The 24619-nt window shown below is 62.0% G+C and carries 22 protein-coding genes and 1 tRNA gene; 11 read left to right on the top strand and 12 right to left on the bottom strand.

Features of this window, described 5'->3' with window-relative positions; genetic code table 11:
• The first annotated feature begins 119 nt into the window (after nt 1-119).
• Nucleotides 120-572, top strand: coding sequence for a YtoQ family protein (locus tag NUH88_RS00285; protein WP_257769204.1), 453 nt, complete (start codon nt 120-122; stop codon nt 570-572).
• Nucleotides 573-637: 65 nt separating this feature from the next.
• On the opposite strand, the gene NUH88_RS00280 is transcribed toward NUH88_RS00285, so the two are convergent.
• On the bottom strand, nt 638-1168 hold the full coding sequence (locus tag NUH88_RS00280) for a MarR family winged helix-turn-helix transcriptional regulator (protein ID WP_257769203.1): 531 nt from the start codon (nt 1166-1168) through the stop codon (nt 638-640).
• 341 nt (nt 1169-1509) lie between these two features.
• Here NUH88_RS00280 and NUH88_RS00275 point away from each other — a divergent pair, with 341 nt between their 5' ends.
• From NUH88_RS00275 to NUH88_RS00265, 3 genes are all read left to right on the top strand, one after another.
• Nucleotides 1510-2811: an NAD(P)/FAD-dependent oxidoreductase gene (locus NUH88_RS00275; RefSeq protein WP_308220082.1), complete on the top strand. Its 1302-nt coding sequence runs from the start codon at nt 1510-1512 to the stop codon at nt 2809-2811.
• Nucleotides 2812-2897: 86 nt separating this feature from the next.
• Nucleotides 2898-3374 carry a DUF1203 domain-containing protein gene (locus tag NUH88_RS00270; protein WP_257769200.1) on the top strand — a complete coding sequence of 159 codons (477 nt, stop codon included), beginning with the start codon at nt 2898-2900 and terminating at the stop codon, nt 3372-3374.
• 82 nt (nt 3375-3456) lie between these two features.
• Nucleotides 3457-4395 carry a glycosyltransferase gene (locus NUH88_RS00265; RefSeq protein ID WP_257769198.1) on the top strand — a complete coding sequence of 313 codons (939 nt, stop codon included), beginning with the start codon at nt 3457-3459 and terminating at the stop codon, nt 4393-4395.
• 76 nt (nt 4396-4471) lie between these two features.
• Here the strand turns inward: NUH88_RS00265 and NUH88_RS00260 are convergent, their stop codons facing one another.
• Complete coding sequence (locus tag NUH88_RS00260; protein WP_257769196.1) at nt 4472-6061, bottom strand: peptide chain release factor 3; 1590 nt, start codon at nt 6059-6061, stop codon at nt 4472-4474.
• Between the two features lie 101 nt (nt 6062-6162).
• Here NUH88_RS00260 and NUH88_RS00255 point away from each other — a divergent pair, with 101 nt between their 5' ends.
• The 3 genes from NUH88_RS00255 to NUH88_RS00245 are packed head-to-tail and all read left to right on the top strand — an operon-like array spanning nt 6163 to nt 10117.
• Nucleotides 6163-7167, top strand: a complete 1005-nt coding sequence (locus NUH88_RS00255; protein ID WP_257769195.1) for a P1 family peptidase — start codon at nt 6163-6165, stop codon at nt 7165-7167.
• Nucleotides 7164-8993, top strand: coding sequence for an adenylate/guanylate cyclase domain-containing protein (locus NUH88_RS00250; protein WP_257769193.1), 1830 nt, complete (start codon nt 7164-7166; stop codon nt 8991-8993). The genes NUH88_RS00255 and NUH88_RS00250 overlap by 4 nt, the downstream gene beginning before the upstream one ends.
• A 38-nt stretch (nt 8994-9031) precedes the next feature.
• The gene (locus NUH88_RS00245) at nt 9032-10117 is read left to right on the top strand and encodes a mandelate racemase/muconate lactonizing enzyme family protein (protein ID WP_257769191.1); all 1086 of its coding nucleotides are present in this window, start codon (nt 9032-9034) and stop codon (nt 10115-10117) included.
• A 10-nt stretch (nt 10118-10127) separates the two neighbouring features.
• On the opposite strand, the gene NUH88_RS00240 is transcribed toward NUH88_RS00245, so the two are convergent.
• On the bottom strand, nt 10128-11750 hold the full coding sequence (locus NUH88_RS00240; protein WP_257769190.1) for an acyl-CoA synthetase: 1623 nt from the start codon (nt 11748-11750) through the stop codon (nt 10128-10130).
• Nucleotides 11751-11883: 133 nt separating this feature from the next.
• Between NUH88_RS00240 and NUH88_RS00235 the strand changes: the two genes are divergently transcribed.
• Nucleotides 11884-12537, top strand: coding sequence for a DsbA family oxidoreductase (locus tag NUH88_RS00235; protein WP_257769188.1), 654 nt, complete (start codon nt 11884-11886; stop codon nt 12535-12537).
• A gap of 8 nt (nt 12538-12545) precedes the next feature.
• Nucleotides 12546-12866 carry a DUF1272 domain-containing protein gene (locus NUH88_RS00230; protein WP_257769187.1) on the top strand — a complete coding sequence of 107 codons (321 nt, stop codon included), beginning with the start codon at nt 12546-12548 and terminating at the stop codon, nt 12864-12866.
• Nucleotides 12867-12870: 4 nt separating this feature from the next.
• Here NUH88_RS00230 and NUH88_RS00225 read toward each other — a convergent pair whose 3' ends face one another.
• The 3 genes from NUH88_RS00225 to NUH88_RS00215 form a co-directional block, all read right to left on the bottom strand.
• A complete protein-coding gene (locus NUH88_RS00225; RefSeq protein WP_257769185.1) occupies nt 12871-14049 on the bottom strand; it encodes an oxidoreductase in 1179 nt (392 codons plus the stop codon).
• Nucleotides 14050-14156: 107 nt separating this feature from the next.
• Nucleotides 14157-17645 (bottom strand): transcription-repair coupling factor, encoded by a 3489-nt coding sequence (gene mfd / locus NUH88_RS00220; protein ID WP_257769183.1) that lies wholly within the window; start codon nt 17643-17645, stop codon nt 14157-14159.
• A gap of 4 nt (nt 17646-17649) precedes the next feature.
• A complete protein-coding gene (locus NUH88_RS00215) occupies nt 17650-17910 on the bottom strand; it encodes an FAD assembly factor SdhE (RefSeq protein ID WP_257769182.1) in 261 nt (86 codons plus the stop codon).
• Between the two features lie 114 nt (nt 17911-18024).
• Between NUH88_RS00215 and recG the strand changes: the two genes are divergently transcribed.
• Nucleotides 18025-20106, top strand: coding sequence for an ATP-dependent DNA helicase RecG (gene recG / locus NUH88_RS00210; RefSeq protein ID WP_257769181.1), 2082 nt, complete (start codon nt 18025-18027; stop codon nt 20104-20106).
• Here the strand turns inward: recG and NUH88_RS00205 are convergent.
• The 3 genes from NUH88_RS00205 to NUH88_RS00195 all read right to left on the bottom strand — a co-directional run bounded on the left by NUH88_RS00205 (nt 20103) and on the right by NUH88_RS00195 (nt 22186).
• Nucleotides 20103-20498 (bottom strand): RidA family protein, encoded by a 396-nt coding sequence (locus tag NUH88_RS00205; protein WP_257769180.1) that lies wholly within the window; start codon nt 20496-20498, stop codon nt 20103-20105. The two genes, recG and NUH88_RS00205, sit on opposite strands and share 4 nt — an antisense overlap.
• 27 nt (nt 20499-20525) lie before the next feature.
• Nucleotides 20526-21245, bottom strand: a complete 720-nt coding sequence (locus NUH88_RS00200) for a DUF502 domain-containing protein (RefSeq protein ID WP_257769178.1) — start codon at nt 21243-21245, stop codon at nt 20526-20528.
• Nucleotides 21246-21313: 68 nt separating this feature from the next.
• Nucleotides 21314-22186 carry an alpha/beta fold hydrolase gene (locus NUH88_RS00195; protein ID WP_257769176.1) on the bottom strand — a complete coding sequence of 291 codons (873 nt, stop codon included), beginning with the start codon at nt 22184-22186 and terminating at the stop codon, nt 21314-21316.
• A 59-nt stretch (nt 22187-22245) separates the two neighbouring features.
• Here NUH88_RS00195 and NUH88_RS00190 point away from each other — a divergent pair, with 59 nt between their 5' ends.
• Complete coding sequence (locus NUH88_RS00190) at nt 22246-23427, top strand: aminotransferase class V-fold PLP-dependent enzyme (protein WP_257769174.1); 1182 nt, start codon at nt 22246-22248, stop codon at nt 23425-23427.
• A gap of 5 nt (nt 23428-23432) precedes the next feature.
• On the opposite strand, the gene NUH88_RS00185 is transcribed toward NUH88_RS00190, so the two are convergent.
• The 3 genes from NUH88_RS00185 to NUH88_RS00175 form a co-directional block, all read right to left on the bottom strand.
• Nucleotides 23433-23666 (bottom strand): hypothetical protein, encoded by a 234-nt coding sequence (locus NUH88_RS00185; protein WP_257769172.1) that lies wholly within the window; start codon nt 23664-23666, stop codon nt 23433-23435.
• A gap of 94 nt (nt 23667-23760) precedes the next feature.
• Nucleotides 23761-24105, bottom strand: coding sequence for a hypothetical protein (locus NUH88_RS00180; RefSeq protein WP_257769170.1), 345 nt, complete (start codon nt 24103-24105; stop codon nt 23761-23763).
• A gap of 419 nt (nt 24106-24524) precedes the next feature.
• Nucleotides 24525-24600 (bottom strand) — tRNA-Lys (locus NUH88_RS00175).
• Nucleotides 24601-24619 lie beyond the last annotated feature (19 nt).

Genomic DNA, 24619 nt, shown 5'->3' with positions numbered 1-24619 from the left:
TGCTCTACAAAGCGGCAATGCGGAAATCCGCCCCCATTCCGTCTTCCGCTTGCGGAATGCCCACTGGAATCACCCGGCATATCGGGTATCAAGAGGTGCGGATCCGAGAGGAGGAAAAAATGGCAGAGCTCGAAGTTTATCTATCCGGAGAAATTCATACGGACTGGCGGCGGGAGATCGAGGACGCGGTTACAGCAGCGGCGTTGCACATCGCCTTTACGGCGCCGGTTACAGTGCACGAAAACAGCGACGATTGCGGAGTGGCCATCCTCGGCGCGGAGGAAAACAAATTCTGGGCTGATCACAAGGGGGCGAAAGTCAATGCAATCCGGACCCGCACGCTGATCGAGCGGGCAGATGTCGTCGTGGTGCGTTTCGGCGACAAATACAAGCAGTGGAACGCGGCGTTCGACGCTGGATACGCGGCCGCGCTCGGAAAACCGCTTATCGTGCAGCACGATCCATCCCTGACACATCCGTTGAAAGAGGTGGACGGAGCGGCACTGGCCGTCGCCGAAACACCGGCGCAAGTCGCCGCGATTCTCCGCTATGTCATGACCGGCGAACTCTAGACCGTCAGAGCCAATAAAAAACGCGCCGCAAAAGCGGCGCGTTCAGGGTCCCTCGGGGGTGGGGCTTAGCCGAAAGTTATGTATTCGGCCCAGATTTGATCGAGCTGGCGCAAAGTCGCCGTTGCCGCTTCCATTTCCTTGGCAAGGTCGGCGCGGCCGTTGGTGAATTCCATGTGACGCTGCTCCAGGTCGCGCAGGCGAGCGACGACGTCGCGGCCCTTGGGGGAAAGCCGCAGACGTACCGAGCGGCGGTCATGCGCAGCCCGCTCCTGCTCCAGATATCCGTATTCGGAGAGCTTCTTGACGTTATAGGACACGGTCGAGGCCTGATAACCCTTGCGATGGATGAGATCCCGCACGGGAATGTCCTCGTCACCGATCCCGACAAGCATAAGAGCCTGAGAGGGATTTATGTTGTTGATCCCCATGCTCTCCAGCTCCACACGGACGACATCAAGATACCGCCGGTGCAGCCGATCAAGCATTGCCGTCAGCTCCATATAGCTCGCGCGGACATCTTCGACGGAACCGCCGTCGAGGGCGATATCGGCCGAATCTATCTTCAGGGCAGAGCGTCGAAGGGTCTGGACGGTCATGGTTTGCCTCCGCATCGGATGAGCGTGTGCTTACGAACTGTTACTATTCCATCAAAATGGTTTCGATTTGTAAAGTTTAAAGAGCGAAAGACATTATGAACGATTGTCAGCGCATAATATGACATCATTTCGGCGGCTAATCCCCTGTTTTCTAAATAAAAATTTAAACGAAATTCCTGAATAAATTTTTAACTGCGAAGCCAAAGGGTGGCTCGACTATGCGAACTAGTCGCTTCATCGCATCAGAGCTGTGAGACTCCCCACAAATTGACCCCTCGTTCCCGACACGGGATAAGAACCTTGCCGGTCGATGACCGCGATACCGAAAACAAGCAAGAAGAGTGATCATCCCGGTGCAACAAGCTGCTACCTACATCGATAGCTATTACCACCGGACGCTCCGCGCACCGGCCGCCCGTCCCACGCTTGTGGAGGATACGGATTGCGACATCTGTATCATCGGAGGGGGAATGGCGGGTCTCGCGACGGCATTGGGGCTCGCCGAACGGGGCCGCGACGTAGTGCTCTTAGAAGCAAAACGCGTGGGTTGGGGGGCCTCCGGCCGCAATGGGGGCTTTGTCGGCGGTGGCTACAGCCTCGGCATCGGCGACATTGAAGCCCGGGTCGGCCGCGAGGATGCGGATGCCCTCGCCCGACTGACGCTGGATGCGCTTGAATTGATCAAGCAGCGTATCGAGCGCTACGGAATTGATGCCGGACCGATGCGGCCGGGCATCATGAAGGCGTCCTGGTTCGCGAATGCGGATAGCCTGAGGGCCCACGCGGACAAGATGAACGAGCGTTTCGGAATCGGACTCACTTTTCAGAGCCGCGAGCGGATGCGCGAATTGTATCTAACCGAAAGATATTACGAAGGCCTCCTCGATCCGACCGCGTTCCAGTTCCATTCCCTGAACTTCACCAACGGCATTGCCGATGCCTGTGCCGGCAATGGCGCGAGGATCTTCGAGAATGCCGCGGTCACGCATATGGACCTGACGGGCGACCGGAAGCGGATCGACACCGCGCACGCCAGCATTTCCGCGAACCAGGTGGTGATCTGCTGCTCCGGCTATATCGGCCATCTGCACCCGAAACTCTCGCGGGCGACGTTACCGGTCGGTACCTATGTCGTCCTGACGGAACCGCTCGGCGATCGGTTGGAGCAGGCGATCAAGGCTCCGTACGGCACTTCCGACAGCCGCCTCGCGGGCGACTACTACCGGGCGTTGCCGGATACGCGCCTGCTCTGGGGCGGACGGGTCAGTTCCAACCTGTCGCCGCGTAATCTGAAACAGAAGATGATCGGCGACATTCTCCGCATTTATCCCCAGCTCGAAGGGGTCCGGGCCGCGGTCGCCTGGCCCGGGACCATGGGCTACGCGGTGCACAAGATGCCGCAGATCGGGCAGCTTTCAGAGGGAGTCTGGTACAATCAGGGATATGGCGGCCACGGCATGTGCGCGACAACCGCCGGCGGCGAGGTCGTTGCGAAGGCGATCGCGGAAGGCGACGAAAGCTACAAGCTGTTCGCGCCGTTCGGTCTCGATTTCGCCGGCGGCCCGCTGGGACCGGCGATCGCGCAATGCGCATATTGGGGGTTCCAGTTGCAGGATCTCTGGCAGGCCTGGAAATCGAAATAGACTTGCGCCGCAAGACTCGGATATCGCGTCGGGCCGGCAGCGTGAAGGATTGGGATCATCGAGACCCAATTCACGGAGCCGGACTAATGACTGAAAAGCGCTACCTCGCCCTCGAAACCGAAATAGCCCGCCATTATCAGTCCGGTGGAGCCGACGCCAACGGCCAGGTGCCGGAACGCAAGGTCTCGGAAGGCGGCTCGATGCCATGCCGGCACTGCCTCCAGAACATCGCGGCGGGCGAAGAGTATCTGGTGTTCGCCCATCGCCCCTTCCCCGCGGCGCAGCCTTATGCAGAGATCGGTCCAATCTTCCTGCATGCCGGAGCCTGCTCGCGCTACGAGGCGTTCTCAGAGCTACCCGCAATGTTCCGGGACTGGGAGACAATCATGCTGCGCGGCTACGGCGCGGACGACCGAATAGTCTACGGGACCGGAACAGTCGTCGATGTGAGCGAAATCGCCGCGACTGCGGACGACATCCTGAGACATCCTGATGTTCGCTATGTCCATGCCCGCTCGGCCAGGAACAATTGCTATCAGTGCCGGATAGAACCTGTCGGCTGATGCGGCGGGCGGGCGGTTGGCCCTTTGATCCGCTTTCCGCCATAGTGGCGGCATCGTTTCCTGAGTTGGGGAGATGCCGCCCGTGGCCGGCCCGCGCATTCTGTTTCTTTCGATCAATTTCTCCCAGCCGACCGGCGGGGTCCGAACCCTTTACCGACATGTCGGCATGCTGCGGCGGCACGGGTATGAAGCCTCCATCCTGCAGGCCGGGGGAACGGGCTCCCCGTTCTTCGAGGTCGACGTCCCCTTGATCAATCTTGATGCGAGTTTCCAGCTTCAGGCAGACGATATCCTCGTCATTCCGGAAGACCGCAACGAGATCTACCGGCAGGTTGCAGGACTCCCGGTAAGGAAAATCGTCTTCTGCCAGAACCATCATTATGTCTTCCCGGGCCTCGGCGAAGGAGTGGATTTCGCCGCCTACGGTGTTCAAACGGTGGTCGCCAGCAGCCGCAAGATCGCGGAATTTCTGGAACAGAATTTCGCGATGAAGGACGTGCCGGTGATCCGCTACGGCATCGATCCGGCGCTCTACCATCCGGAGACAAAGAAGCATCGGATCGCCTATATGCCGCGCAAGCTCGGGCTGCAGGCGGATTTCATCCGGCAGTCCTTCCGGCTCCGTTTTCCCGATCACGGAGATCTCGAATGGATCCGCGTCGAGAACATGCAGGAGAAGGAGGCGGCCAGGCATTTGCGCGAATGCGCCCTCTTTCTCAGTCTGAACCGGATGGAAGGTTTCGGCCTGCCGCCGATCGAAGCGATGGCGGCGGGCTGCCTTGTGGTGGGATTCACCGGCCAGGGGGGAGACGAGTACGCGAACGACATGAACGGGTTCTGGTGCGGACAGGAAGATGTCCAACGCTGCGTCGAACGCGTCGCCGAAGCTGTCGAAGTCCTGGAGGACGAGACGGCCACGGCCGCAAGGATCGCCGCGGGAAAGAAGACGGCCGGCTATTACAGCATGGAAAACATGGAGCGGGATCTGCTCGGGTTCTGGAAGACCCAGCTAGAGGGATGAGCCACCAAGCCGTAGGCGAAAATCGTCGTTCTCGCGAATGCGGGAAAAACAACGGTTTGGAAAGCCGCTACCGGCACTAGGCCATCTGTTCCTTCACCTTGAGAAAGCGGACCTTCGGCCAATTCTCGGCGGTGTGCTGTAAGTGCCAGCCGTTGCGGGCCATGAAGACCGGCATGTCGTCATGGTCGTCGGCGAGGTCGCCCTGATTGGCGTCGATGAACTTCTTCAATTCCGCCGGGTCGTCCGCCTCGAGCCAGCGGGCGGTGTGGAGACCGGCTGTCTCAAAGGTGACCGGTACGTCATATTCCGTCCGGATACGGTCCGCCAGAACGTCGAACTGCAGCGCACCGACAACGCCGACGATCCAGCTTCCGCCGATCCTCGTTTTGAAGGCTTTCGCAGCGCCCTCCTCCGCGAGTTGCACGATTGCCTTCTCAAGATGCTTGGCCCGAAGCGGATCGGTGGGCCGAACCCGCTGCAGAAGTTCCGGCGCAAAGCTCGGGATGCCGCTGAACTGCAAATCCTCGCCTTCGGTCAGCGCATCGCCGATGCGCAGGTTGCCGTGGTTCGGAATGCCGATGATGTCGCCCGGCCAGGCCTCGTCCGCGATCTCGCGGTCCTGGGCCAGGAACATCACGGGGTTGTGGATGTTTACGGTCTTGCCGCTGCGCACATGTTTCAGTTTGGCGCCGCGCTTGAAATGGCCGGAACAGATGCGAGCGAAAGCGATACGGTCACGGTGCTTGGGGTCCATGTTCGCCTGGATCTTGAAGACGAAGGCCGCGACCTTCTTCTCGTCCGGGGAGACCGAGCGGGATTTCGTCGGATGCGGGCGCGGGGACGGCGCATATTTAGCGACACCGCCCAGCAGCTCGCGCACGCCGAAATTGTTTACTGCGCTGCCGAAATAGACCGGAGTCATGTGTCCGCCAAGAAATGCCTCGGCATCGAATGCAGGGCAGAGCTCGCGCGCCATCTCGACTTCCTCGCGGAGCTGGGCCGCAGCCGAGGCGGGTAACAGCTCGTCCAGCTTCGGATCGTCGAGGCCGTTGCATGTCAGACCCTCGTCCGGTGCATCGTGGCTGCCGCGATCCATCAGGATGAGCTTGTCGTTCAGCAGGTCGTAGCAGCCCTTGAAGCTTTTCCCCATGCCGATCGGCCAGCTGGCCGGAGTGACGTCGAGCGCGAGGCTTTGCTCGATCTCGTCGAGCAGCTCGAAACTGTCGCGCGCCTCGCGGTCCATCTTGTTGACGAAAGTAATGATCGGCACGTCGCGCAGGCGGCAGACCTCGAACAGCTTGAGGGTCTGTTCCTCGATACCCTTCGCGCCGTCGATCACCATGATCGCGCTGTCGACCGCCGTCAGGGTCCGGTAGGTGTCCTCAGAGAAGTCCTCGTGACCCGGCGTATCGAGCAGATTGAAGGTGTTGGTCCCGTAATCGAAGGTCATGACGGAAGATGCAACCGAGATGCCGCGCTCGCGCTCGACCTTCATCCAGTCGGAATGCGCGCGCCGCTGCTGTCCGCGCGCCTTGACAGCACCCGCCATCTGGATGGCGCCGCCGAACAACAGCAGTTTTTCAGTAAGCGTGGTCTTACCGGCATCGGGGTGCGCGATGATCGCGAATGTGCGCCGACGCTCGACCGCTTGGTCCAGGGAACTCATCAATCCGTCCTTATTGGAGAACGCCGTGTATATAAAGACTTTGTCCGATCAGTCCAATAGACGATCCTAGGGCATCGGGTATGCCGTTTTGGGGAGGGCACATGGAGCCGAGGCCGGGCGACCGTAACCTGATCACTGATGTACCGGGTTTGCGCGTCGGGAACGCCCATGATGTGGGCGTGCGGACCGGCGTTACCGTGCTGCTTCCGACGGACGGAGCGATGGTCGCTTCCGTCGATGCGCGGGGCGGCGGCACGGGAAGCCGCGAATTCGATCTGTTGCGGCCTGAAGCCACGGTCGAACGCGTGAATGCAATCGTCCTGAGCGGCGGCTCCGCCTACGGTCTCGATGCGGCGGGCGGCGTGATGAGCGGCCTGCGGACACGTGGTATCGGCTATCAGGCAGGTGCGTCGATCGTGCCGATCGTGCCGTCGGCGATCCTGTTCGATCTCAACAATGAAGGCGACAAGGCGTGGGGCGAAACCAGTCCCTATCCTGCCCTTGGCCTGGCCGCGCTCGGTGACGTCGGGGAGCGGTTTGGGCTCGGTAACGCGGGGGCCGGATATGGCGCGCAGGCGAGCGGCCTGAAAGGCGGGCTAGGCAGCGCGTCGATCCGATTGCAGGACGGGACGATGGTTGGCGCGCTCGTGGCGGTGAATGCGGTCGGTGCGGCCGCCCATCCGGTTTCCGGTGCCTTCTTTTCCTGGGATCTCGAGATCGATGGCGAGTTCGGCGGGATCGTGCCGGTTGCGGAAGACCGTAACCCCGCCGTCGAACTGCCAAAACTCGCGGGGCGCGGCGAAAACACAACGATCGCCATCGTCGCGACCGATGCCGCGCTCTCCAAGGCGCAGTGCCGACAGTTTGCTATCATGGCGCAACAGGGGCTCACCCATGCGATCAGGCCGGCCCATACGCCTTTCGACGGCGATACGGTGTTCGGAGTCTCTACCGGACAGCGTCCGCTGGCCGATCCGGCGTCGGACCTTGCCAGATTGGGTGGATATGCGGCCAACTGTCTTGCCCGCGCCATCGCACGTGGCCTGTACGAGGCCGAGAGTCTGGGCAACGCAGAGAGCTACCGGGAGCGTTTCGGGGTCTCATGAAAAGCGACACGCAGCATCTCTCGCCCGAAGCACGAATCACAATTCGCACTCTTTTGCTGAGGGACATTGGCGGACTGTTTCTTGCCGCCCTCGTCGCGATCATGGCGGTGACGATGTTCTTCGGAACCCAGGGCGCGCTCGTCGTCCTTCGGGAGAATGCGGGGAACGTCATTCACACCACGGCCCGTTTCCTCGAAGCGCATATGGAGCCCGCCAGAGACGCCGCCGAGGCGATTGGTGCTCGCGTCCTTGCGGAACCGGAACCGCTGGATCCACTCGAAGTCGAGATGACGCATACCGCGATGACGTTGCATAGGCAGATTCGCGGAATGGCATTCTTCTGGACCAACGGCCGCTATCAGATCATCGAGTCGAACGGTCGAAGCCGCATGGAAACGTATGCGCCCGGATCCGAGGCTGCGCGCGTGGTCGAGGAAGCGCGCCTGGCCGGAGAGCCTTACATTGCCCGTCCGATCTTCTCTGAAGTGGCAGGCACCACGCTGGTGACGATCCGGAGTCCGGTTTATGGCGACGACGGCACCTATCTCGGATTCGCGGCGAGCGCCATCTCCCTCTATGACCTATCGGTCTTCGCGAGCCGGGTGGATCTCGTCGGCGGCCAGGTCTTCGTCCTCGACGACAACGGTTACATTATCGCGCACCCGAAGCTAACTGATAGAAGCGTCTCCGGGATGATGACCTCCGAGCGCCCTCTCCTGCACGCTTCCGACATTGGGGACACCATCCTGGAGGCGTTTCTCGATCCTGAATTGCACGAGATGGCCGAACTGGAAGACGGCGATGGGATCGATGTCCTCCGGGCCGAAGTGGACGGGACGACTTACCTCGCCCTTACGCTTAGAATCCCGGCCACGCTTAACGGCGATTATCTTGTCGGTATCTATGTCGATGAGAACGCTTCCAGCTATACGGATATGATCCGTTACCTGACCTATGGCGGTCTTGCGGGGTTGGTCGTCATGGCGCTCGCGATGCTGCGTCTGTGGCAACTGGCCGAGCGAATACGCCGGCCGGTCACGGAACTCGCGTCGGCGTCCAATGCCGTCGCCAAACTCGACTTCAACGATGTCCCGCCGATCGGCGGAAACTCCGTTAGGGAGTTCAACGACGCCGCCTCGGCCTTCAACCAGATGGTGCTCGGCCTCGCCCAGTTCGGCATCTACGTGCCGCGTTCACTCGTGCGCGCGATCCTCGACCAGGCCGAACCGAGCGGCATTTCCTCCGTGGATCGCGAGATCACGGTGCTGTTCTCGGACATTGTCGGCTTTACCACGATCTCGCAGAGTGCGCCGGCCGCGGAGATCGTCGAGCTGCTGAACGATCACTTCACGCTGATGAACGATGCGATTGAGGCCGAGGGCGGCAATATCGACAAGTATGTCGGCGATAGCGTGATGGCTTTCTGGGGCGCACCCGCCGAACGGGTGGATCATGCCGAAGCCTGCCTCAGGGCGGTCCGGCGGATTGGTGAGCTGCTCCGGGCCGACAATGAGCGTCGGCAAAAGGAAGGCAAGCGCGTCGTCCGGATTCGTCTCGGGATCGCCACCGGCCGGGCTGTGGTCGGCAATATCGGGGCGCCGGGCCGGATCAACTACACCATGATCGGCGACACTGTGAATGTCGCGAACCGTCTGGAACAGCTCGGGAAGCAGATCGCTCCGGACACCGATCTTTGTGTGCTTGTCTCGAAAGAGACTGCGGAAGCGGCCGGTAACCCACCTGATCTCGAAGAGGTGGGGCAGCATGAACTCAGGGGAAGGAGCGGCGCGGTTCAGGTCTACCGCCTCAATCTCGACAAAAAATAAGATCGCGGAGGCGCGAAGCGTCAGGGGGAAACCAAATTATGAAGATCAAATCCGTCGACGTCATCCCGCTGCGGATCCCGTTCGAGGATGGCAGTCCGGGTGTCGGCCTCATGCCGACGAAATGGACCATGCTCGACTTCGTGCTGGTCCGGCTTGAGACAGAAAACGGGCTGGTCGGATGGGGCGACGGCTTCGCCTACTCATGTCGCCGGGCGACGGTCGCCGCAATCGAGGACATGGTGGCGCCGCTGCTCGTCGGCCGTGATGTTAGCGACATCGGCGCGCTCAATCTCGAGCTGCAGCAGCGCCTCCACCTGCACGGACGCTATGGCATAACCGTCTTCGCGATATCGGCCGTCGATATCGCGCTCTGGGATTTGAAGGCGAAGTCGGAAGGCGTTCCCCTTGCCGCGTTGCTCGCCGACAGCCCCCGCACCACCCTGCCCGCATATGCGAGCTTGGTGCGCTACGGCGAACCGGACTTGGTGCGCAGCTTTACATCCAAGGTGGTCTCGGAAGGCTATCGTACGGTCAAACTGCACGAGATCGCGCTCGATGCAATCGAGGCGGGCCGGGAGGGCGCCGGCGCGGCGACGAAAATGTCGACCGACGTGAACTGCAACTGGTCAATGGACCAGGCCCGCGAGATCCTGCCGGAGATGAAGCGGCTCGACCTCTATTGGGTCGAGGAACCCGTCTTCCCGCCAGACGATGCGGCTACGCTAGGCGCTCTCCAGCGCGACTTCGGAGTGCCGATCGCCAGCGGCGAGAATGCCTGCACCGCCGTCGAGTTCGCGCGAACCGCTCCGGCGATCCGCTATATCCAGCCTAGTGTGACGAAGGTCGGAGGGATATCGGAGTTCCTCAAGGTGTGCGATCTCGCGGAGCGGCACGGATCGGCCGTCATGCCGCACGCCCCCTATTTCGGTCCTGGTTACTGGGCGACGCTGCATCTGATGGCCGCCCGGCGGAATTGCGAGCAGTTCGAACATCTCTATATCGAACCGGCGGCATATCTCGACCCATCCATCCCGCTTCCGGAAAAAGGGACGGTCGCGGTGCCGGATCGACCGGGCATCGGGTTCGAGCCGGATCCGGCGGTGCTGGACCGGTTCCGGGTCTAGCAAGCCGGGCTCAGAGCCCCTTTGCCCTCTCCCGCAGCACGAATTTCTGGATCTTTCCCGTCGAGGTCTTCGGCAGATCGCCGAAGACGATCGTGCGAGGGGTCTTGAAGGACGCCATATGTTCCTTGCACCAGGCAGTCACTTCCTCCGCACCGATACCTCCGGCTCCCGGAGCGGCCGTCACGAAGGCGCAGGGCGTCTCGCCCCACTTCTCGTCCGGCTTGGCGACCACGGCCGCCTCCATGATTTTCGGGTGCTTGTAGAGCACTTCCTCGATCTCAAGGGAGGAAATGTTCTCGCCGCCGGAGATGATGATGTCCTTGGATCTGTCCTTGACCTCGGCATAGCCGTCCGGATGGAGCACGGCGAGATCCCCCGTTCGGAACCAGCCGTCGCCGAGCGCGTCGGCGGTCGCTTTCGGGTTCTTGAGATACCCTTTCATCACCGTGTTTCCGCGCAGGCAAAGTTCGCCGATGGTTTTGCCGTCGGCCGGAACGTTTTCACCGGTATCGGGATTCGCGACCTTCATGCCTTCCAGGGTCGGATACCAGACGCCTTGACGCGCCATTCTCTGCGCCTTCTCTTCCAATTCCAGCGAATCCCATTCTGGCGGCCAGGCGCAGATCGTCGACGGACCATAGGTCTCCGTCAGCCCGTAGAGATGGGTCACGGCGAAGCCCATCGTCTCCATCGCGGAAATCACTGCGCTCGGCGGGGCCGCCCCGCCGGTGGCGATATGGACCCGCTGCGAAAAGCTGGTTTTCTGCTCCGCCGGCGCGTGGATCAGCATGGTGAGCACGATCGGCGCGCCGCACATATGGGTCACGTTGTGGCGCGCGATCAGGTCGAAGATCTGGGCCGGGTCGACCTTGCGCAGGCAGACATGGGTCCCGCCGACTGCCGTCACGCCCCAAGTATAGGTCCAGCCGTTGCAGTGGAACATCGGCAGGGTCCAGAGATAGCGGCAGGCGGAGGTCAGCCCGAATGCGATGGCATTCCCCATCGCGTTCACGTAGGCGCCGCGGTGATGATAGACGACGCCTTTCGGGTTACCCGTCGTCCCGGAAGTGTAGTTGAGGGACATCGATTGCCACTCATCCGAGGGACGCGGCCAGTGCGGCGACGGCTCGCCTTCCGCAAGCAGGTCGTCATATTCCTTCTCGCCGAGTGGCTTGCCGTCTTCAGCAAGCGGATCGTCGATCCAGATCACCGGGGGCGATACCTCGGCCAGAGAAAGCGCCTCTTCCATGACCGGCGCGAATTCCTTGTCGACCAGGACGAGCTTCGAATCGGCGTGATCGAGGATAAAGGCAATGGTCGCGGCATCCAGCCGCGTATTGATCGCATTCAGCACTGCTCCCGACATGGGAATGCCGTAATGCGCTTCGAGCATCGCCGGTGTGTTTGGGGCGAGCACGGACACGGCGTCGCCGGAGCCGATTCCGCGTTTGCGAAGAGCGTCGGCTAAACGGCGGCACCGGTTCAGAAAATCACCGTATGTACGGTTCAACTCACCGTGAATAATCGCGATCTTCTCTGGAAAGGTCGTCCCGGCCCGTTCTAAGAAATCGGAGGGGGTGAGCGGCGCGTAATTCGCGTCGTTCCTCTCCAGCCCTGTTTCAAATATCGACATCGCCGCCCCCAGATGTTTCCCTGTGTTAATTGCGTGACATCGTTTCTTCGTTTCAATTTGGCGTCAAGCGCGGGGGCGAAAGCTGCGAGAGCGCCACGAAAGCGAGCATGACGGCCCCGGGAGCCGGACCTGAATGACCCAGATCGATATCTTCTCCGACGTAATCTGCCCCTGGTGTTTCATCGGAAAACGCCGGCTTGAGCGCGCCCTCAAATCCCGACCGCTGCCGGATCTGACGATCCAGTGGCGCGCCTTCCAGCTCAATCCGGATATGCCGGTAGAGGGCATGTCGCGCCAAGCCTACCTCGAGAACAAGTTCGGCGGCCCGGAACGTGCGCAGCAGATATACGACAACATCCGGCGGACCGGTGACGGCGAAGGGATCGATTTCCGTTTCGACCTCATTCAGCGGACACCAAACACGGTTCTTGCGCATCGCACGATCAATCTCGCGACCGCGCAAGGCACCTCGGACGCGTTGGTGGAGAACCTGTTCAACGCCTATTTCATCGAAGGCGTCGATATCGGCGACATCGACAATCTCGTGCGGCTTGCCGAGGCATCAGGCATGGATGCGGGTGAAGTCCGCGAATGGTTCGAAGGCAAGGGCGGCGCGACAGAAGTGATGGCCGAAACCCGCTTTGCCTACGAGAACGGGATAAACGGGGTGCCCTGCTTCATCTTCAATCGGCAATATGCGGTCTCAGGCGCGCAGGAGCCGGAGGCTTTCTTCCCGCTCTTCGATCTCGATGCGTCCGAAAGCTCCGCGGTCGCCAATCAGGCCTGATCCGGCCCATGGTCGCTCTGGAACTCCGGCCGAACTGCGAGCTCTGCGACAAAGACCTGCCTCCTGACTCGCCCGAAGCCCGGATCTGTTCCTACGAATGCACCTATTGTGCGGACTGCGTCGAGACGGTGCTGTTCGATGTATGCCCGACCTGTGGCGGGAACTTTGTGCCGCGGCCGGTCCGTCCGCTTCGTTCCTGGAGGCCCGACCTCAAGCTCGGCCGGGAGTTCCGCCCGCCGTCCGACAAGCGCGTGCATTCGAAATACGAGCGCGCTGACATAGACGCTCATGTTGCTCGGATACGCGGGATAGCACCGGAAGAGCGCTGACCTCTCACGCTTCCACAAAATGCCGCTTCCAGAGATCGCCGTTCGCGGCCTTGCGACGGGTGACCGCTTCAAGCGCGGCCGAAAGCGGCTGATCCCGGCCGGTAGCGTCCAGTGAGGCGAGTTCCCGAAGCCGCTCCGTATACCAGGCGGTCACTCCGCCGGGCGGGCGTTCGTCGAAACGTGGGAAAGCCGGCTCTAGGCTATCGCCGGATATCCACGCGCGCGGAAGCGCAGGCTCCACGACCAGAGCCCGCGCCAGTCCGACGAGGTCCAAGGCGCCTGTCGAAACCGCCTTTTCCGCTTCTTCGCGGTGCTTGAACCCGCCGGCGCTCATCAGGGGTTTGGATATCCGTGCCCGTGCCGCCCGGGCGAAGTCCAGGAAATAAGGCCCCTTTCCCGCCCCGTCGCTTGCCGCTGCGGCACCGGGAAAATAGGCACCGCCGCTGATATCGATCAGATCGACCGGGGCTTCCTGCAATACGGCCAGAATGCCGAGCGCATCTTCTTCCGTGAGGCCACCCTTGAGCTGGTCCGTGGCGTTGATCTTCACCGCCACGGGAAAACGGGCCCCGACTTCCGCTCGCACCGCTTCGATCACCTCAAGCAGAAGCCGTATCCGCCGGCCGGGGCTGCCGCCCCATTCGTCGGTCCGCCGGTTGAAGAAAGGCGATAAGAACTGGCTGAGGAGAAAACCGTGGGCCGCGTGGATCTCGACGCCTGTGAAGCCCAGTGTCCGGGCGTTTGCTCCGGCCCGTGCGTAAGCCTTCGGCAGTGCGGCAATCTCCGCGCCGGTCATGGCCCGTGCCTGGATCTCCGGATGATCGATATCAGATGGTCCGATCGCTTTCCCGTCAACCGGAGCAGCAAGGACGCCCGCATGCCCGAGTTGTGCCCAGAAGTGGGTGCCGTGCTCCGTGGCGGCAGCCGTGAGCTGCCTGAATTCGGGTGCCCCCTGCAAGGGGTCCAGAACGAGATTGCCATAGGTCTCTGGTGCCCAGGGGCCGATCTGGGTCTCGCCGATCAACGACAGGGCCGCCCCGCCTTGCGCCCACAGGCGGTAGAGGCGCGCCTGCGCATCGGTTGGGCACCCCCGCCCGTCTCCAAGATCGTCCGACATCGCGGCTTTTGCGATCCGGTTCTTCAGGATCGCCCCGCACGGCAGTTCGAACGGTTGTTCCAACATGGCAAGCTCCCCAAACGCTTTCCATGGCAGGAAAGGCTACCGGGTCATGCGTCGGGTTGCCAATGCCGACTGAACACTAATGTGTGCGTAGCGATCCCGGGAGCGTGTCAGGCAGCGATCGCGACCAATTCCTGCATCAGGTCGGTCAGGCCGCGTACGCGGACATCTTTCTTCTCCCAGGCCCGCCGGTAGACTAGCTTGTGATCCGGGCGGAGCTGGACGCTGCCGGCCTGCTTGGCGATGAAGCCGACGAGACCGCGCGGATTGACGAAATCGTTGTTGCGGAAGCTGATCACGGCACCCTTCGGCCCGGCATCGACCCGCTCGACCCCCGCCAGCTTGCAGAGCTGCTTGATCGCGATGATCTTGAGCAGGTTCTCCACTTCCGGCGGCAGGGTGCCGAACCGGTCCGCGAGCTCGGCCGCGAAACTGTCGATCTCCGCCTCGTCCACGAGATTGGCGATGCGCCGATAGAGGCTGAGCCGCACCGTCAGGTCCTGCACGTAGCTCTCGGGGATCAGCACCGGGGTGCCGAGGGAGATCTGCGGCGTCCACTGCTCCTCCGGCTCGTGATCCGCGGCGAAGCCACCGTCCCGCGCCGCCTGCACCGCTTCCTGCAGCAGCGTCTGGTAAAGCTCGATCCCGACTTCCTTCACCTGCCCCGACTGTTCCTCGCCGAGCAGGTTGCCCGCGCCGCGTATATCCATGTCATGGCTTGCGAGGCTGAAGCCGGCGCCGAGACTATCAAGCGTCTGCATGACCTCCAGCCGGCGCTTTGCGTCGGCCGTCAGGATCTTGGTCGGATGGGTCGTCAGGTAGGCATAAGCCCGCGTCTTGGAGCGCCCGACCCGGCCGCGCAGCTGATAGAGCTGGGCGAGGCCGAACATGTCCGAGCGATGGATGATGATCGTGTTCGCGTTCGGGATGTCGAGGCCGGATTCGACGATGTTGGTGCTGAGCAGGATGTCGTAATGCCCGTCGCAGAACTGGGTCATCACCTTCTCCAGTTCCGCCGGAGTCATACGGCCATGCGCGGTTGCGACGCGGACTTCCGGTACCAGCTGCGTCAGCCGGTCGTGGACGCGGGGTAGATCTTCCAGGCGCGGACAGACATAGAAGGTCTGACCGCCGCGATAGTGCTCGCGCATGATCGCTTCCCGGATGACGAGACCGTCATAGGGCATGACGAAGGTGCGGACCGCCAGACGGTCGACCGGCGGTGTGGTGATCAGGCTCATTTGCCGGACGCCGCTCAGCGCCATCTGCAGCGTGCGCGGGATCGGCGTCGCGGTCAGGGTCAGAACATGGATCGAGGAGCGAAGTTCTTTCAGGCGCTCTTTCTGGGCCACGCCGAAATGCTGTTCCTCGTCGACGATGACCATGCCGAGATTGGAGAAGCGGATGTTTTTCGCCAGCACGGCATGAGTGCCGATGACGATCCCGCAATCGCCGCTCGCCAGCTCTTCCTTCACCGCCGTCTGGTCCTTTGCCGGAACCATCCGGGATAGCTGGCGGATCTTTATCGGCAGGCCTTTGAAGCGCTCGGTGAACTGGTTGTAGTGCTGGCGTGCGAGCAGCGTGGTCGGTACCACGACGGCGACCTGGAAGCCTTGCATGGCAACGACGAGCGCGGCGCGCAGTGCAACCTCGGTCTTGCCGAAACCGACATCGCCGCAGACCAGCCGGTCCATCGGACGACCGCGATTGAGGTCGTCAAGCGTGTCCTCGATCGCCTTCAGCTGGTCGTCAGTCTCCGTATAGGGGAAGCGGGCGCAGAACTCGTCGAAAATTCCGGGCGGAGGCGCAACCGGCTCCGCTTCCCGGATCTCGCGCTCAGCCGCGAGACGGATCAGTTGCTCGGCCATGTCTCGCAGCCGTTTCTTCACCCGCGCCTTGCGGGCCTGCCACGCGGCGCCGCCGAGCTTGTCGAGCTGCGCTCCGCTCTCGCCAGAGCCATAGCGTGACAGCACCTCGATATTCTCGACCGGCACGAAGAGCTTGTCGCCGCCGAGATAGATCAGCCTCAGGCAATCGTGCGGTGCACCGCCGATCTCCAGCGTTTCCAGACCGTCATATTGGCCGATTCCGTGCTCGACATGGACGACATAGTCGCCTTCGTGCAGTGCCGAGACTTCCTGCAGGAACTCCTCGCCCCGGCGGCCTCGACGGACCGTCGGCCGTGCAAGTCGCTCGCCGAGAATGTCCTGTTCGGCGATGCAGAGCAGATCATCACTGGCGAAACCCTGCTCCAGCGGCAGAACGACACCGGCTGCGGTGCCCGCCGGCAGGTCGGCCGCCTCCTTGAAGGAGTTCACCGGCTCAAGGCGCTCCAGCCCGTGCTCCTGCAGCAGCGAGACCAGGCGGTCGCGGGAGCCGGACGTATATCCGGCGATCAGTACCCGGCGCTTTTCGAGTTCTTCGAGGACCGTATCGCGCACCGTGCCGTAGAGGTCCGTATCCGGCCGCGCCCGGGCTTCGGCGAAGCCTGTTCCGCCATGCCCGCCGCAGTCCACGACGATCCGTCCTTCGCTGCCGCCTTCCGGCAAGGCGAACGGGGTGAAACGCCCGGTCGGGTGTCCGCGATCCAGGCTCTCCCAGTCGCGCGGCGTCAGATAGAGACTGTCCGGCGGCAGGGGGCGGTATATAACGCCGCCGTCAGGGGTGCCGCGGTCATGGAAACTCTTCCGCGCCTCGAAATACTCCTCGATCAGCTCGAACCGCGCGCCGATGGAAGCATCCGCCTGGTGGTCGAAGGTGATCGGCGCGCCGCCGGTATAGTCGAGCAGGGTTTCGAGATCGTCGTGAAAGAGCGGCAGCCAGTGTTCCATGCCGACATGGCGCCGGCCCTCGCTCACCGCCTCGTAGAGCGGGTCCTTGGAAATCTCGGCGCCGAAATAGGTCCGGTATCCGGAGCGGAAGCGACGGATGCTCTCCTCGTCGAGGCGGAACTCGCCGACCGGGAAGATCTCGAAGGAATCAAGCTTTCCAGTGGTGCGCTGGCTGACCGGGTCGAACGCGCGGATCGTCTCCAGCTCGTCGCCGAAGAAGTCGAGCCGGAGCGGTTCCTCGGCGCCCGGCGGGAAGACGTCGACGATGCCCCCGCGCACGGCATATTCGCCCGCCTCGCGGACAGTTGCGGCCCGGTGGTAACCGTTCGCCTCAAAAAAAGCGGCTATCTCCTCGACCGGTTTGCTTTCGCCGGGCGCGATCGCAAGACCGACATCGGTGAAAAAACTCCGCGGCGGAACACGTTGCAGCAAGGCGTTCACCGTCGTCAGGAGGATCGCGCCGCCCTGAAGACCACTTGAAGCAAGCCGCGCAAGGGTTTCCACGCGTTGACTGATCAGGTCTCCGTGCGGCGAGACGCGGTCATAAGGCAGGCAGTCCCAGGCAGGGAGCGTAAGAACCGTCGCATCCGGAGCAAAGAAGGCGAGAGACTGGCGGAGGATAGCGAGCCGCGAGTCGTCACGGGCGACATGTACGATGCCGCCGTGAGTCTCTGCGATTTCGAGCAATGCCCGAGCATCGTGGCCTTCCGGCGCAGCGGAGAAAGCGACCTTCGCGGTCCCTTCGAGGAGAGGCTTATTGTAGATCAAGAGACTAGTCGACGAGTTTGAAGTTTCGGATCATTGCGAGGATTGGCGTCTCGTATTCCTCCGGCGCCTCTTCCTGCCCGGTGATCCACTTGTAGAGCCGCGGATCGGGGATTTCGAGCAGCGCTTCATAGGTGTCCAGGCCCTCTTCATCAAGCTCGGCGATATGCGTGCGCGCAAAGGCGCCGAGCAGGAGGTCGGTTTCCTTGGTGCCGGTATAGGCGCTTCGATAAATCAGTTTCTTGCGGCGATCGTCGAGCCCGCTCATCGGTCTCACTCCCGGTTTGTCTGAAGCATCGGCTAGGATATAAATCGAAGCCTTGGCGTGTCAGCCCTCGGCCCGCGACCTGGAGCCGCGCACTTAATAGCATCGGCGGATAACTTGCGACCGGAAATTCTCTATTCCCTCTTTGCCGACACGACGCGCCTGCCCGGCGTCGGTCCGAGGATCGCGAAACTGCTGGAGACGCTCGCCGGCCGTTCGGTGATCGATCTGCTCTGGCATTTGCCTAGCGGGATCATCGACCGCCGTTTCAATCCGAAGATCGCCGAGGCGCCAGACGATGTGGTCGCGACACTGGTGGTGACGATTGGAGAGCACCGGCCGGGGCGCAGCCGCAAGCAGCCCTACCGGGTGAGTGCCTGGGACGAGACCGGCGAGATGGAAATCGTCTTCTTCAACGCCAAGGCGGACTACATCTCGCAGATGCTGCCGACCGGCACGCGCTGCGCCATCAGCGGCAAGGTCGAGCATTTCAACAATCGTCTGCAGATGACCCATCCGGATCATATGGTTCCGGAAGCCGAGATCCAGAGCGTCATGCAGGTGGAGCCGACATATCCGCTGACACATGGCCTGACGCAAAAGACCCTGCGCAAGGCAATTACGGCCGCCCTCCCGGAGGTTCCGGAGCTGCCCGAATGGGGCAACAAGCCGTTCCTCGCCATGCGGCAATTCCCGGCCTGGCGCGAAGCGCTCATGGCGGCCCACGCGCCGGGATCAATGGCGGATATCGATCCCTCCTCCCTCGCGCGCCAGCGCCTCGCCTACGACGAACTGCTCGCCAACCAACTCGCGCTGGCGCTGGTCCGCGCGCATCAGAAGCGGCGCAAGGGCCGCGTCCTGAAGGGCGACGGCCGGTTGCGGTCCAAGGCCGAGACGGCCCTGCCCTTCAAGCTGACCAATACGCAGACCGTCGCGCTCGCCGATATCTATGGCGACATGGGCGCCGAGGAGCGGATGCTGCGGATGATCCAGGGCGATGTCGGCAGCGGAAAGACCGTGGTCGCCCTGCTCGCCATGCTGAATGCGGTCGAGTGCGGGGCGCAGGCGGCCCTGATGGCGCCGACTGAAATCCTGGCCCGCCAGCATATGGCCTCGATGCAGCCGCTGGCGGAGGCCGCGAGCGTCCGGATGGCGGTTCTGACAGGGCGCGACAAGGGCAAGAGCCGGACGGAACTGCTTGCGCGGATCGCGGGCGGCGAAGTCGATATCGTCGTCGGCACGCACGCCCTCTTCCAGGAAACCGTCGCCTTCAGGGATCTGGCACTCGCGGTGATCGACGAGCAGCACCGTTTCGGCGTGCACCAGCGCATGAGTCTCGGTGAGAAAGGAGCGGCCGTGGACACGCTGGTGATGACCGCGACGCCGATCCCGCGCACCCTGACGATGACGGCCTACGGCGATTTGGACGTCTCACGTCTGACCGAGAAACCTCCGGGGCGTCAGCCGATCGATACCCGTACCATCCCGCTCGGCCGTCTGTCCGAGGTGGCGGAAGCCGTCGGCCGGACCGCCGCGTCCGGCAACAAGGCCTATTGGGTCTGCCCGCTGGTCGAGGAATCGGAGAAACTTGACGTCGCCGCGGCCGAGGAACGTTTCCAGCATCTGAGCACGCTCTATCCGGGCCGCGTCGGGCTGGTGCACGGTAAGATGAAGGCGGCCGAGAAGGACGAGATCATGGACCGGTTCAAGAATGGACCGGTCGATATCCTCGTCGCCACGACCGTCATCGAGGTCGGCGTCGACGTTCCCGACGCGACGGTGATCGTGATCGAACATGCCGAACGCTTCGGCCTGGCTCAGCTGCACCAGCTTCGGGGCCGGGTCGGGCGCGGCAGCAAGGCGTCGACCTGCCTGTTGCTCTATGGCGCCCCGCTTTCCGAGACCGGTCACGCAAGGCTCGCGGTCATGCGGGAGACCGAGGATGGTTTCCGGATCGCCGAGGAGGATCTGAATCTGCGCGGCGCCGGCGAAATCCTTGGTACTAAGCAGAGCGGCCTGCCGACCTTCCGCCTTGCCGATCTCGCCGTTCATGACGATCTTCTGGCGGCGGCGCGGGACGACGCGCGGCTTGTGCTGACGAACGATCCGGATCTCAAGGGAGAACGCGGCGACGCCCTTCGGGTGTTGCTCTATCTTTTCGAGCGGGATGCCGCGATCCGCTATCTGAGGGGCGGTTAGCCCTCGGATTGGCAGACCGCGTCGACCTCCAGCTCCACCAGCCAGTCCGGATCGACGAAGCCAGAGACCTCCATCACGGTGGTCACGGGTCGGATGTCGGCGAACACCTCCCCATGCGCCCGCGCGGCCTCCTTCCAGGTTTTGGCATCGGTGAGCATGATACGGGTACGAACGACATCCTCCATCGACCCGCCGGCATCTTCGATCGCCTTTCGGATGATTTCGAGGCAACGGACGGTCTGCCGGTACACGTCGCCCACCCCGTCGGTCTTGCCGTCGGCGCCAATCGGCGCCGTTCCGGCGATGGCAATGAAATTACCGGAGCGGACGGCCCGGCTGAAACCGATTTCGGGCTCGAGGTAAGAGCCCGAGGACACAAGTTTACGCGTCATAGGATGTTCCGTTCAGAAAGCGGGTTCTCAGGGGTTTTCGTCCGATATGGGTGAATTCTCGGACGAAGCCTTGATCAGGACTTCGGCTTGCTTCTGTTTCGGGCGGCGGTCAGGCGGAGTCACGATGCCGGCAGAGATCACCATCTTGATCCCTTCCTCGACCGTCATGTGCAGCCGGTAGATATCCTGCGCCGGTACGAAGAGAAGAAAGCCGGATGTCGGGTTCGGTGTCGTCGGCAGAAAGACGTTTACCATCTCGTCTTCCGTCGCGTTCTGCACCTCGCCGTGGGTTGCGCCGGTGATGAAGCCGATCGCCCAGATCCCGCGGCGCGGATACTCGATCAGCACCACCTCGCGAAACGCGTTCGACTGCTGCGCCATCACGGTTTCCATGATCTGCTTGATGGCGCCGTAGACATTGCGGACCACCGGCATGCGGGCCATCAGGTGCTCGCTCAGCCGGATCATCCAGCGGCCGAGAATGCCTGCCGTCAGCCAGCCGATCACGGTCAGCGAGACCAGCATTACGATCAGGCCGATGCCGGGAACGGAGAACGGCAGGTAATTGTCCGGATGGTACTGCGCCGGCAAAAGCGGCATCACCTGGCCGTCGATGAAATCGATGATCACCCAAGTGAGGTAAAGCGTGATGCCGATCGGCGCGGTGACCAGGATGCCGGCGAGCAGATAGGCCCTGAGCCGCCCGAAAAAGGTCGGCCGAACGATGCCGGGATTGTCCTTGGTCATGTGCGAGATACTCCCTGTCCCAAGCCTGACCATATAGGCACGCCGGGGCGGGACGCAATCGCTGCTGCTCAGCCCTCCAGAAAGGCCGAAAGCTCTGCGAGAAGGCGCTCCGGAACCTCTTCCGGGATGTAGTGGCCGGACGGAACCGCGCCGCCGGTCACCGGCCCGGTCGTGTAGTCCTGCCAGACCTCGAGCGGCCGATAGAGCTTGCCGATGATCCCTTTTTCGCCCCAGAGCGCGAGGACCGGAATATCGAGCGGCGCGTCCCGGTCTTGCCGGTCATGGTCGAGATCGATCCCGGCTGCAGCACGGTAATCCTCGCAGCTCGCATGGATCGTCGCCGGATCGCGGAAACAGCGGAGATATTCGGCCATTGCCTCGTCCGTAATCGCGCTTTCGTCGGCGAGGTATTTCAGCTTCTTCGAGAGATAGAAATCCGGGTCGGCGCCGATCATCCGTTCCGGATAGTCCGCCGGCTGGATCAGGAAGAACCAATGATAGTAAGCGGAGGCGAAGGCCATATCCGTGGTCTCGTACATGTCCAAGGTCGGGCAGATATCGAGCACGGCGAGCCTCTCCACCCGTTCCCGGTAATCCCGTGCCAGCCGATGCCCGACCCGCGCGCCGCGATCGTGTCCAACGACGGAAAACCGCTCGATACCCAGCGCGCTCATCACTTCCGCCTGATCGCGCGCCATCTCCCGTTTCGAATAGGGCGTGTGCCGCTGGTCCGTCGGAGGCTTGCCGCTGTCGCCGTAGCCGCGCAGATCCGCCGCGACCACGGTGAAGTGCTCCGCGAGCTTCGGCGCGACCTTGTGCCAGATCGCGTGGGTCTGCGGATAGCCGTGCAGCAGCAGGAGCCCCGGGCCGTGACCGCCGGTGACCAGATTGATCTCGGTCCCGGATGTCCGGATGCTTTTCCGCTCGAACCCATGAAACATTCTGCTGCGCTCCCTCTTCCGACCGTGGCACTCTCAAGCTCCGGCCTTTGGAGATCACCATGCAGCGTCCCGCCTCCCTCAGCAACACGGCGCCCCGTTTCGGCGCCGCGGTCCGCGGATCCTTTGCCCTTGAGCGGGATTACACCCAGCTTAATCACGGGTCCTACGGCGCGACTCCGGTCGCGGTGCTGGCCGCGCAGCGGATCTGGCAGGACAAGTTGGAACTGGAGCCGAGCCGGTTCATGCGCCGAGACTACAAGCCGGCGATGCGGGCGGCGATCGCAGCGCTCGCGCCAAGGTTCAAGGTCGATACGGACGGTCTCGCACTCGTCGAGAACGCAACTCAGGCGGTGAACGCGGTCTTGCGCGAACTCGATCTGCCGGCAGGCTCCGGAATCCTGATCACGGACCAGACCTACGGGGCGGTTAAAAATGCCGCCCGGCACTTGAGCGCCCGCAATGGCTGGGAGCTAAACAGCGTTACCCTGCCTTTCCCGGTCAACTCGAAGGAAGAGATTCTTTCCGCATACAAAAGAGCTCTGGATCCGGCCCCGGCACTCGTGATCCTCGATCACATCACGTCACCGACGGCTCTGGTGCTTCCGCTGAAGGAGATGGCGGCGGCCGCGCGAGACGCCGGGGCTTTGGTTCTGGTCGATGGAGCGCATGCGCCGGGGATGCTCGATCTCGATCTCTCGGAGCTACCCTGCGACTGGTATACTGGCAACTTGCACAAATGGATGTTTACGCCGAAAGGCTGCGGCGTCCTCTGGACCGCCGAGGCACGGCGGAAATCGACCCATCCTCTCGCCATTTCTCACTGGTATCAGGAGGGATATGGCGAGGAGTTCGAGTATGTCGGAACGCGCGACGCCTCAAGCCAACTCTGCGTGCCAAGCGCCCTCGCCTTCATCGACGCGTTCGGGATCGATGCGATCCGAGGCTACAACAAAGCGCTCGTCAACGGTGCTGCCGACATGCTGGCGGCGCGCTGGGAAACCGAACGCGGTGCCGGTCCGGAACTGACCGGCCACATGGCAATGGTACGTCTGCCGGATGGGTTCGGCAGCACGCGGGAAGATGCGGAAGCGCTGCGCGATCGCCTGATCGACGAATTTCGGGTGCAGATCCCGATCAATCCGTTGACGGGCACCCTCTGGTGCCGCCTTTCGGCGCAGATCTACAACGAGCTGACCGACTATGAGCGGTTGGCAGAGGCGATCGAAGCCCTCGCCCGGTAGAGCCGTCAATTCAGCTTGTTACGGAATTTCTTCTCAAGGAAGGCAAGAACCTCGCTCTTGCGGGCTCCGTTGTCCGCCCGGGCGAGTTTGAAAAGGCGCGATGCCTCGTTATCCCGCAGCGGCGCCGGTTTCTCGCCCATCTGGATCAACGCCGCCTGATGGGCGCGCTCCAGGACCTTGGGGTCGATCTTCTTGCGGATCTCCCGCATCATCAGCAGCAGTTTCTTGCGTTCATCCACGATGGATCTCCCTGCCGGTCGCGATGTCCGCTCTGGCGGACGGTTTCGCCGACATGATTAGCAAGAACGGTACCAGAATGGACCGGCCGTCGTCTCAATGTTCAAAAGGTTTGATGGTGAACGCCGCGGCGAGCGCGTTTTCGGTCACCTTTGTCACTACGGCTTCCGCAGAGCCTTTCATTTTATGCTGGCCCTTGGAAACGTCGATTTCAAAGCGGAAACGCTGACTCTTGATCAACAGATCCTTGTCGTAGGGCTCGATGATAAAGCCCTTCAGATTATAGTCCTTAACATTGAAGGTGAAGCTGTCGATCTTGACGATTCCACAGGAATCGAGCTTGCCCTTGGCTTTGACACTCTTGATGCCCTGAGCCTTGGTTGGCCGCGACGTCTTTTTCTTCGAGTCCGCGGTGATCTTCAGGAAGTCAAGGAGCCCCACGCCCGAGTCCCTTTCGCCGTTCGCGCCAGTTCAGCGTCTTTGTGTCAAGAAGGTAGCCGATTACACGCCGTTTTCCAGTGGCCGAGAAACCTCTCAACACCGAAGTCTTTCAGCGTGTTGCGTCCATGATTCAGACTATCGTCAAATTGAGCGTAATTTTCAAGTATCAAGATGATGCGGCTAAATAATCACTCTAAAGTTAGCGCTTAAGGCGCTGGAAATCCGCTGCAAAGCGCTTCTGTCCTGGGTCCTTGATCTATCTTGCGTGTTTGAACTTTGAAGCCACTTTGGGATCAGGGTATTTTTTACTTAAAAATTACAACGATTTTTGCGTTGTATTTTATTTAACGGCAGCACGCGAACGCCGACCACCCGCAGAACAGCGAATGAGACTTTCAAAATGGATATCTGAAGGAAAATGGTGAGCGCGACAGGATTCGAACCTGTGACCGTCTGATTAAAAGTCAGATGCTCTACCAGCTGAGCTACGCGCCCCCGAAAGGAAGCCGGAACC

The organism is Nisaea acidiphila (assembly GCF_024662015.1).
Lineage (GTDB): Bacteria > Pseudomonadota > Alphaproteobacteria > Thalassobaculales > Thalassobaculaceae > Nisaea > Nisaea acidiphila.
This window is presented reverse-complemented; position numbering and strand designations above follow the sequence as displayed.

What these genes read in the sequence shown, in the direction of transcription:
- NUH88_RS00240 (WP_257769190.1), bottom strand. Translation starts at nt 11,750, where the DNA reads ATGTCGATATTTGAAACAGGGCTGGAGAGGAACGACGCGAATTACGCG.
- NUH88_RS00260 (WP_257769196.1), bottom strand. Translation starts at nt 6,061, where the DNA reads ATGAGTTCCCTGGACCAAGCGGTCGAGCGTCGGCGCACATTCGCGATC.
- NUH88_RS00280 (WP_257769203.1), bottom strand. Translation starts at nt 1,168, where the DNA reads ATGACCGTCCAGACCCTTCGACGCTCTGCCCTGAAGATAGATTCGGCC.
- NUH88_RS00235 (WP_257769188.1), top strand. Translation starts at nt 11,884, where the DNA reads ATGACCCAGATCGATATCTTCTCCGACGTAATCTGCCCCTGGTGTTTC.
- NUH88_RS00190 (WP_257769174.1), top strand. Translation starts at nt 22,246, where the DNA reads ATGCAGCGTCCCGCCTCCCTCAGCAACACGGCGCCCCGTTTCGGCGCC.
- NUH88_RS00205 (WP_257769180.1), bottom strand. Translation starts at nt 20,498, where the DNA reads ATGACGCGTAAACTTGTGTCCTCGGGCTCTTACCTCGAGCCCGAAATC.
- NUH88_RS00230 (WP_257769187.1), top strand. Translation starts at nt 12,546, where the DNA reads ATGGTCGCTCTGGAACTCCGGCCGAACTGCGAGCTCTGCGACAAAGAC.
- NUH88_RS00285 (WP_257769204.1), top strand. Translation starts at nt 120, where the DNA reads ATGGCAGAGCTCGAAGTTTATCTATCCGGAGAAATTCATACGGACTGG.
- NUH88_RS00225 (WP_257769185.1), bottom strand. Translation starts at nt 14,049, where the DNA reads ATGTTGGAACAACCGTTCGAACTGCCGTGCGGGGCGATCCTGAAGAAC.
- NUH88_RS00250 (WP_257769193.1), top strand. Translation starts at nt 7,164, where the DNA reads ATGAAAAGCGACACGCAGCATCTCTCGCCCGAAGCACGAATCACAATT.
- NUH88_RS00255 (WP_257769195.1), top strand. Translation starts at nt 6,163, where the DNA reads ATGGAGCCGAGGCCGGGCGACCGTAACCTGATCACTGATGTACCGGGT.
- NUH88_RS00270 (WP_257769200.1), top strand. Translation starts at nt 2,898, where the DNA reads ATGACTGAAAAGCGCTACCTCGCCCTCGAAACCGAAATAGCCCGCCAT.
- NUH88_RS00195 (WP_257769176.1), bottom strand. Translation starts at nt 22,186, where the DNA reads ATGTTTCATGGGTTCGAGCGGAAAAGCATCCGGACATCCGGGACCGAG.
- NUH88_RS00245 (WP_257769191.1), top strand. Translation starts at nt 9,032, where the DNA reads ATGAAGATCAAATCCGTCGACGTCATCCCGCTGCGGATCCCGTTCGAG.
- NUH88_RS00215 (WP_257769182.1), bottom strand. Translation starts at nt 17,910, where the DNA reads ATGAGCGGGCTCGACGATCGCCGCAAGAAACTGATTTATCGAAGCGCC.
- NUH88_RS00200 (WP_257769178.1), bottom strand. Translation starts at nt 21,245, where the DNA reads ATGACCAAGGACAATCCCGGCATCGTTCGGCCGACCTTTTTCGGGCGG.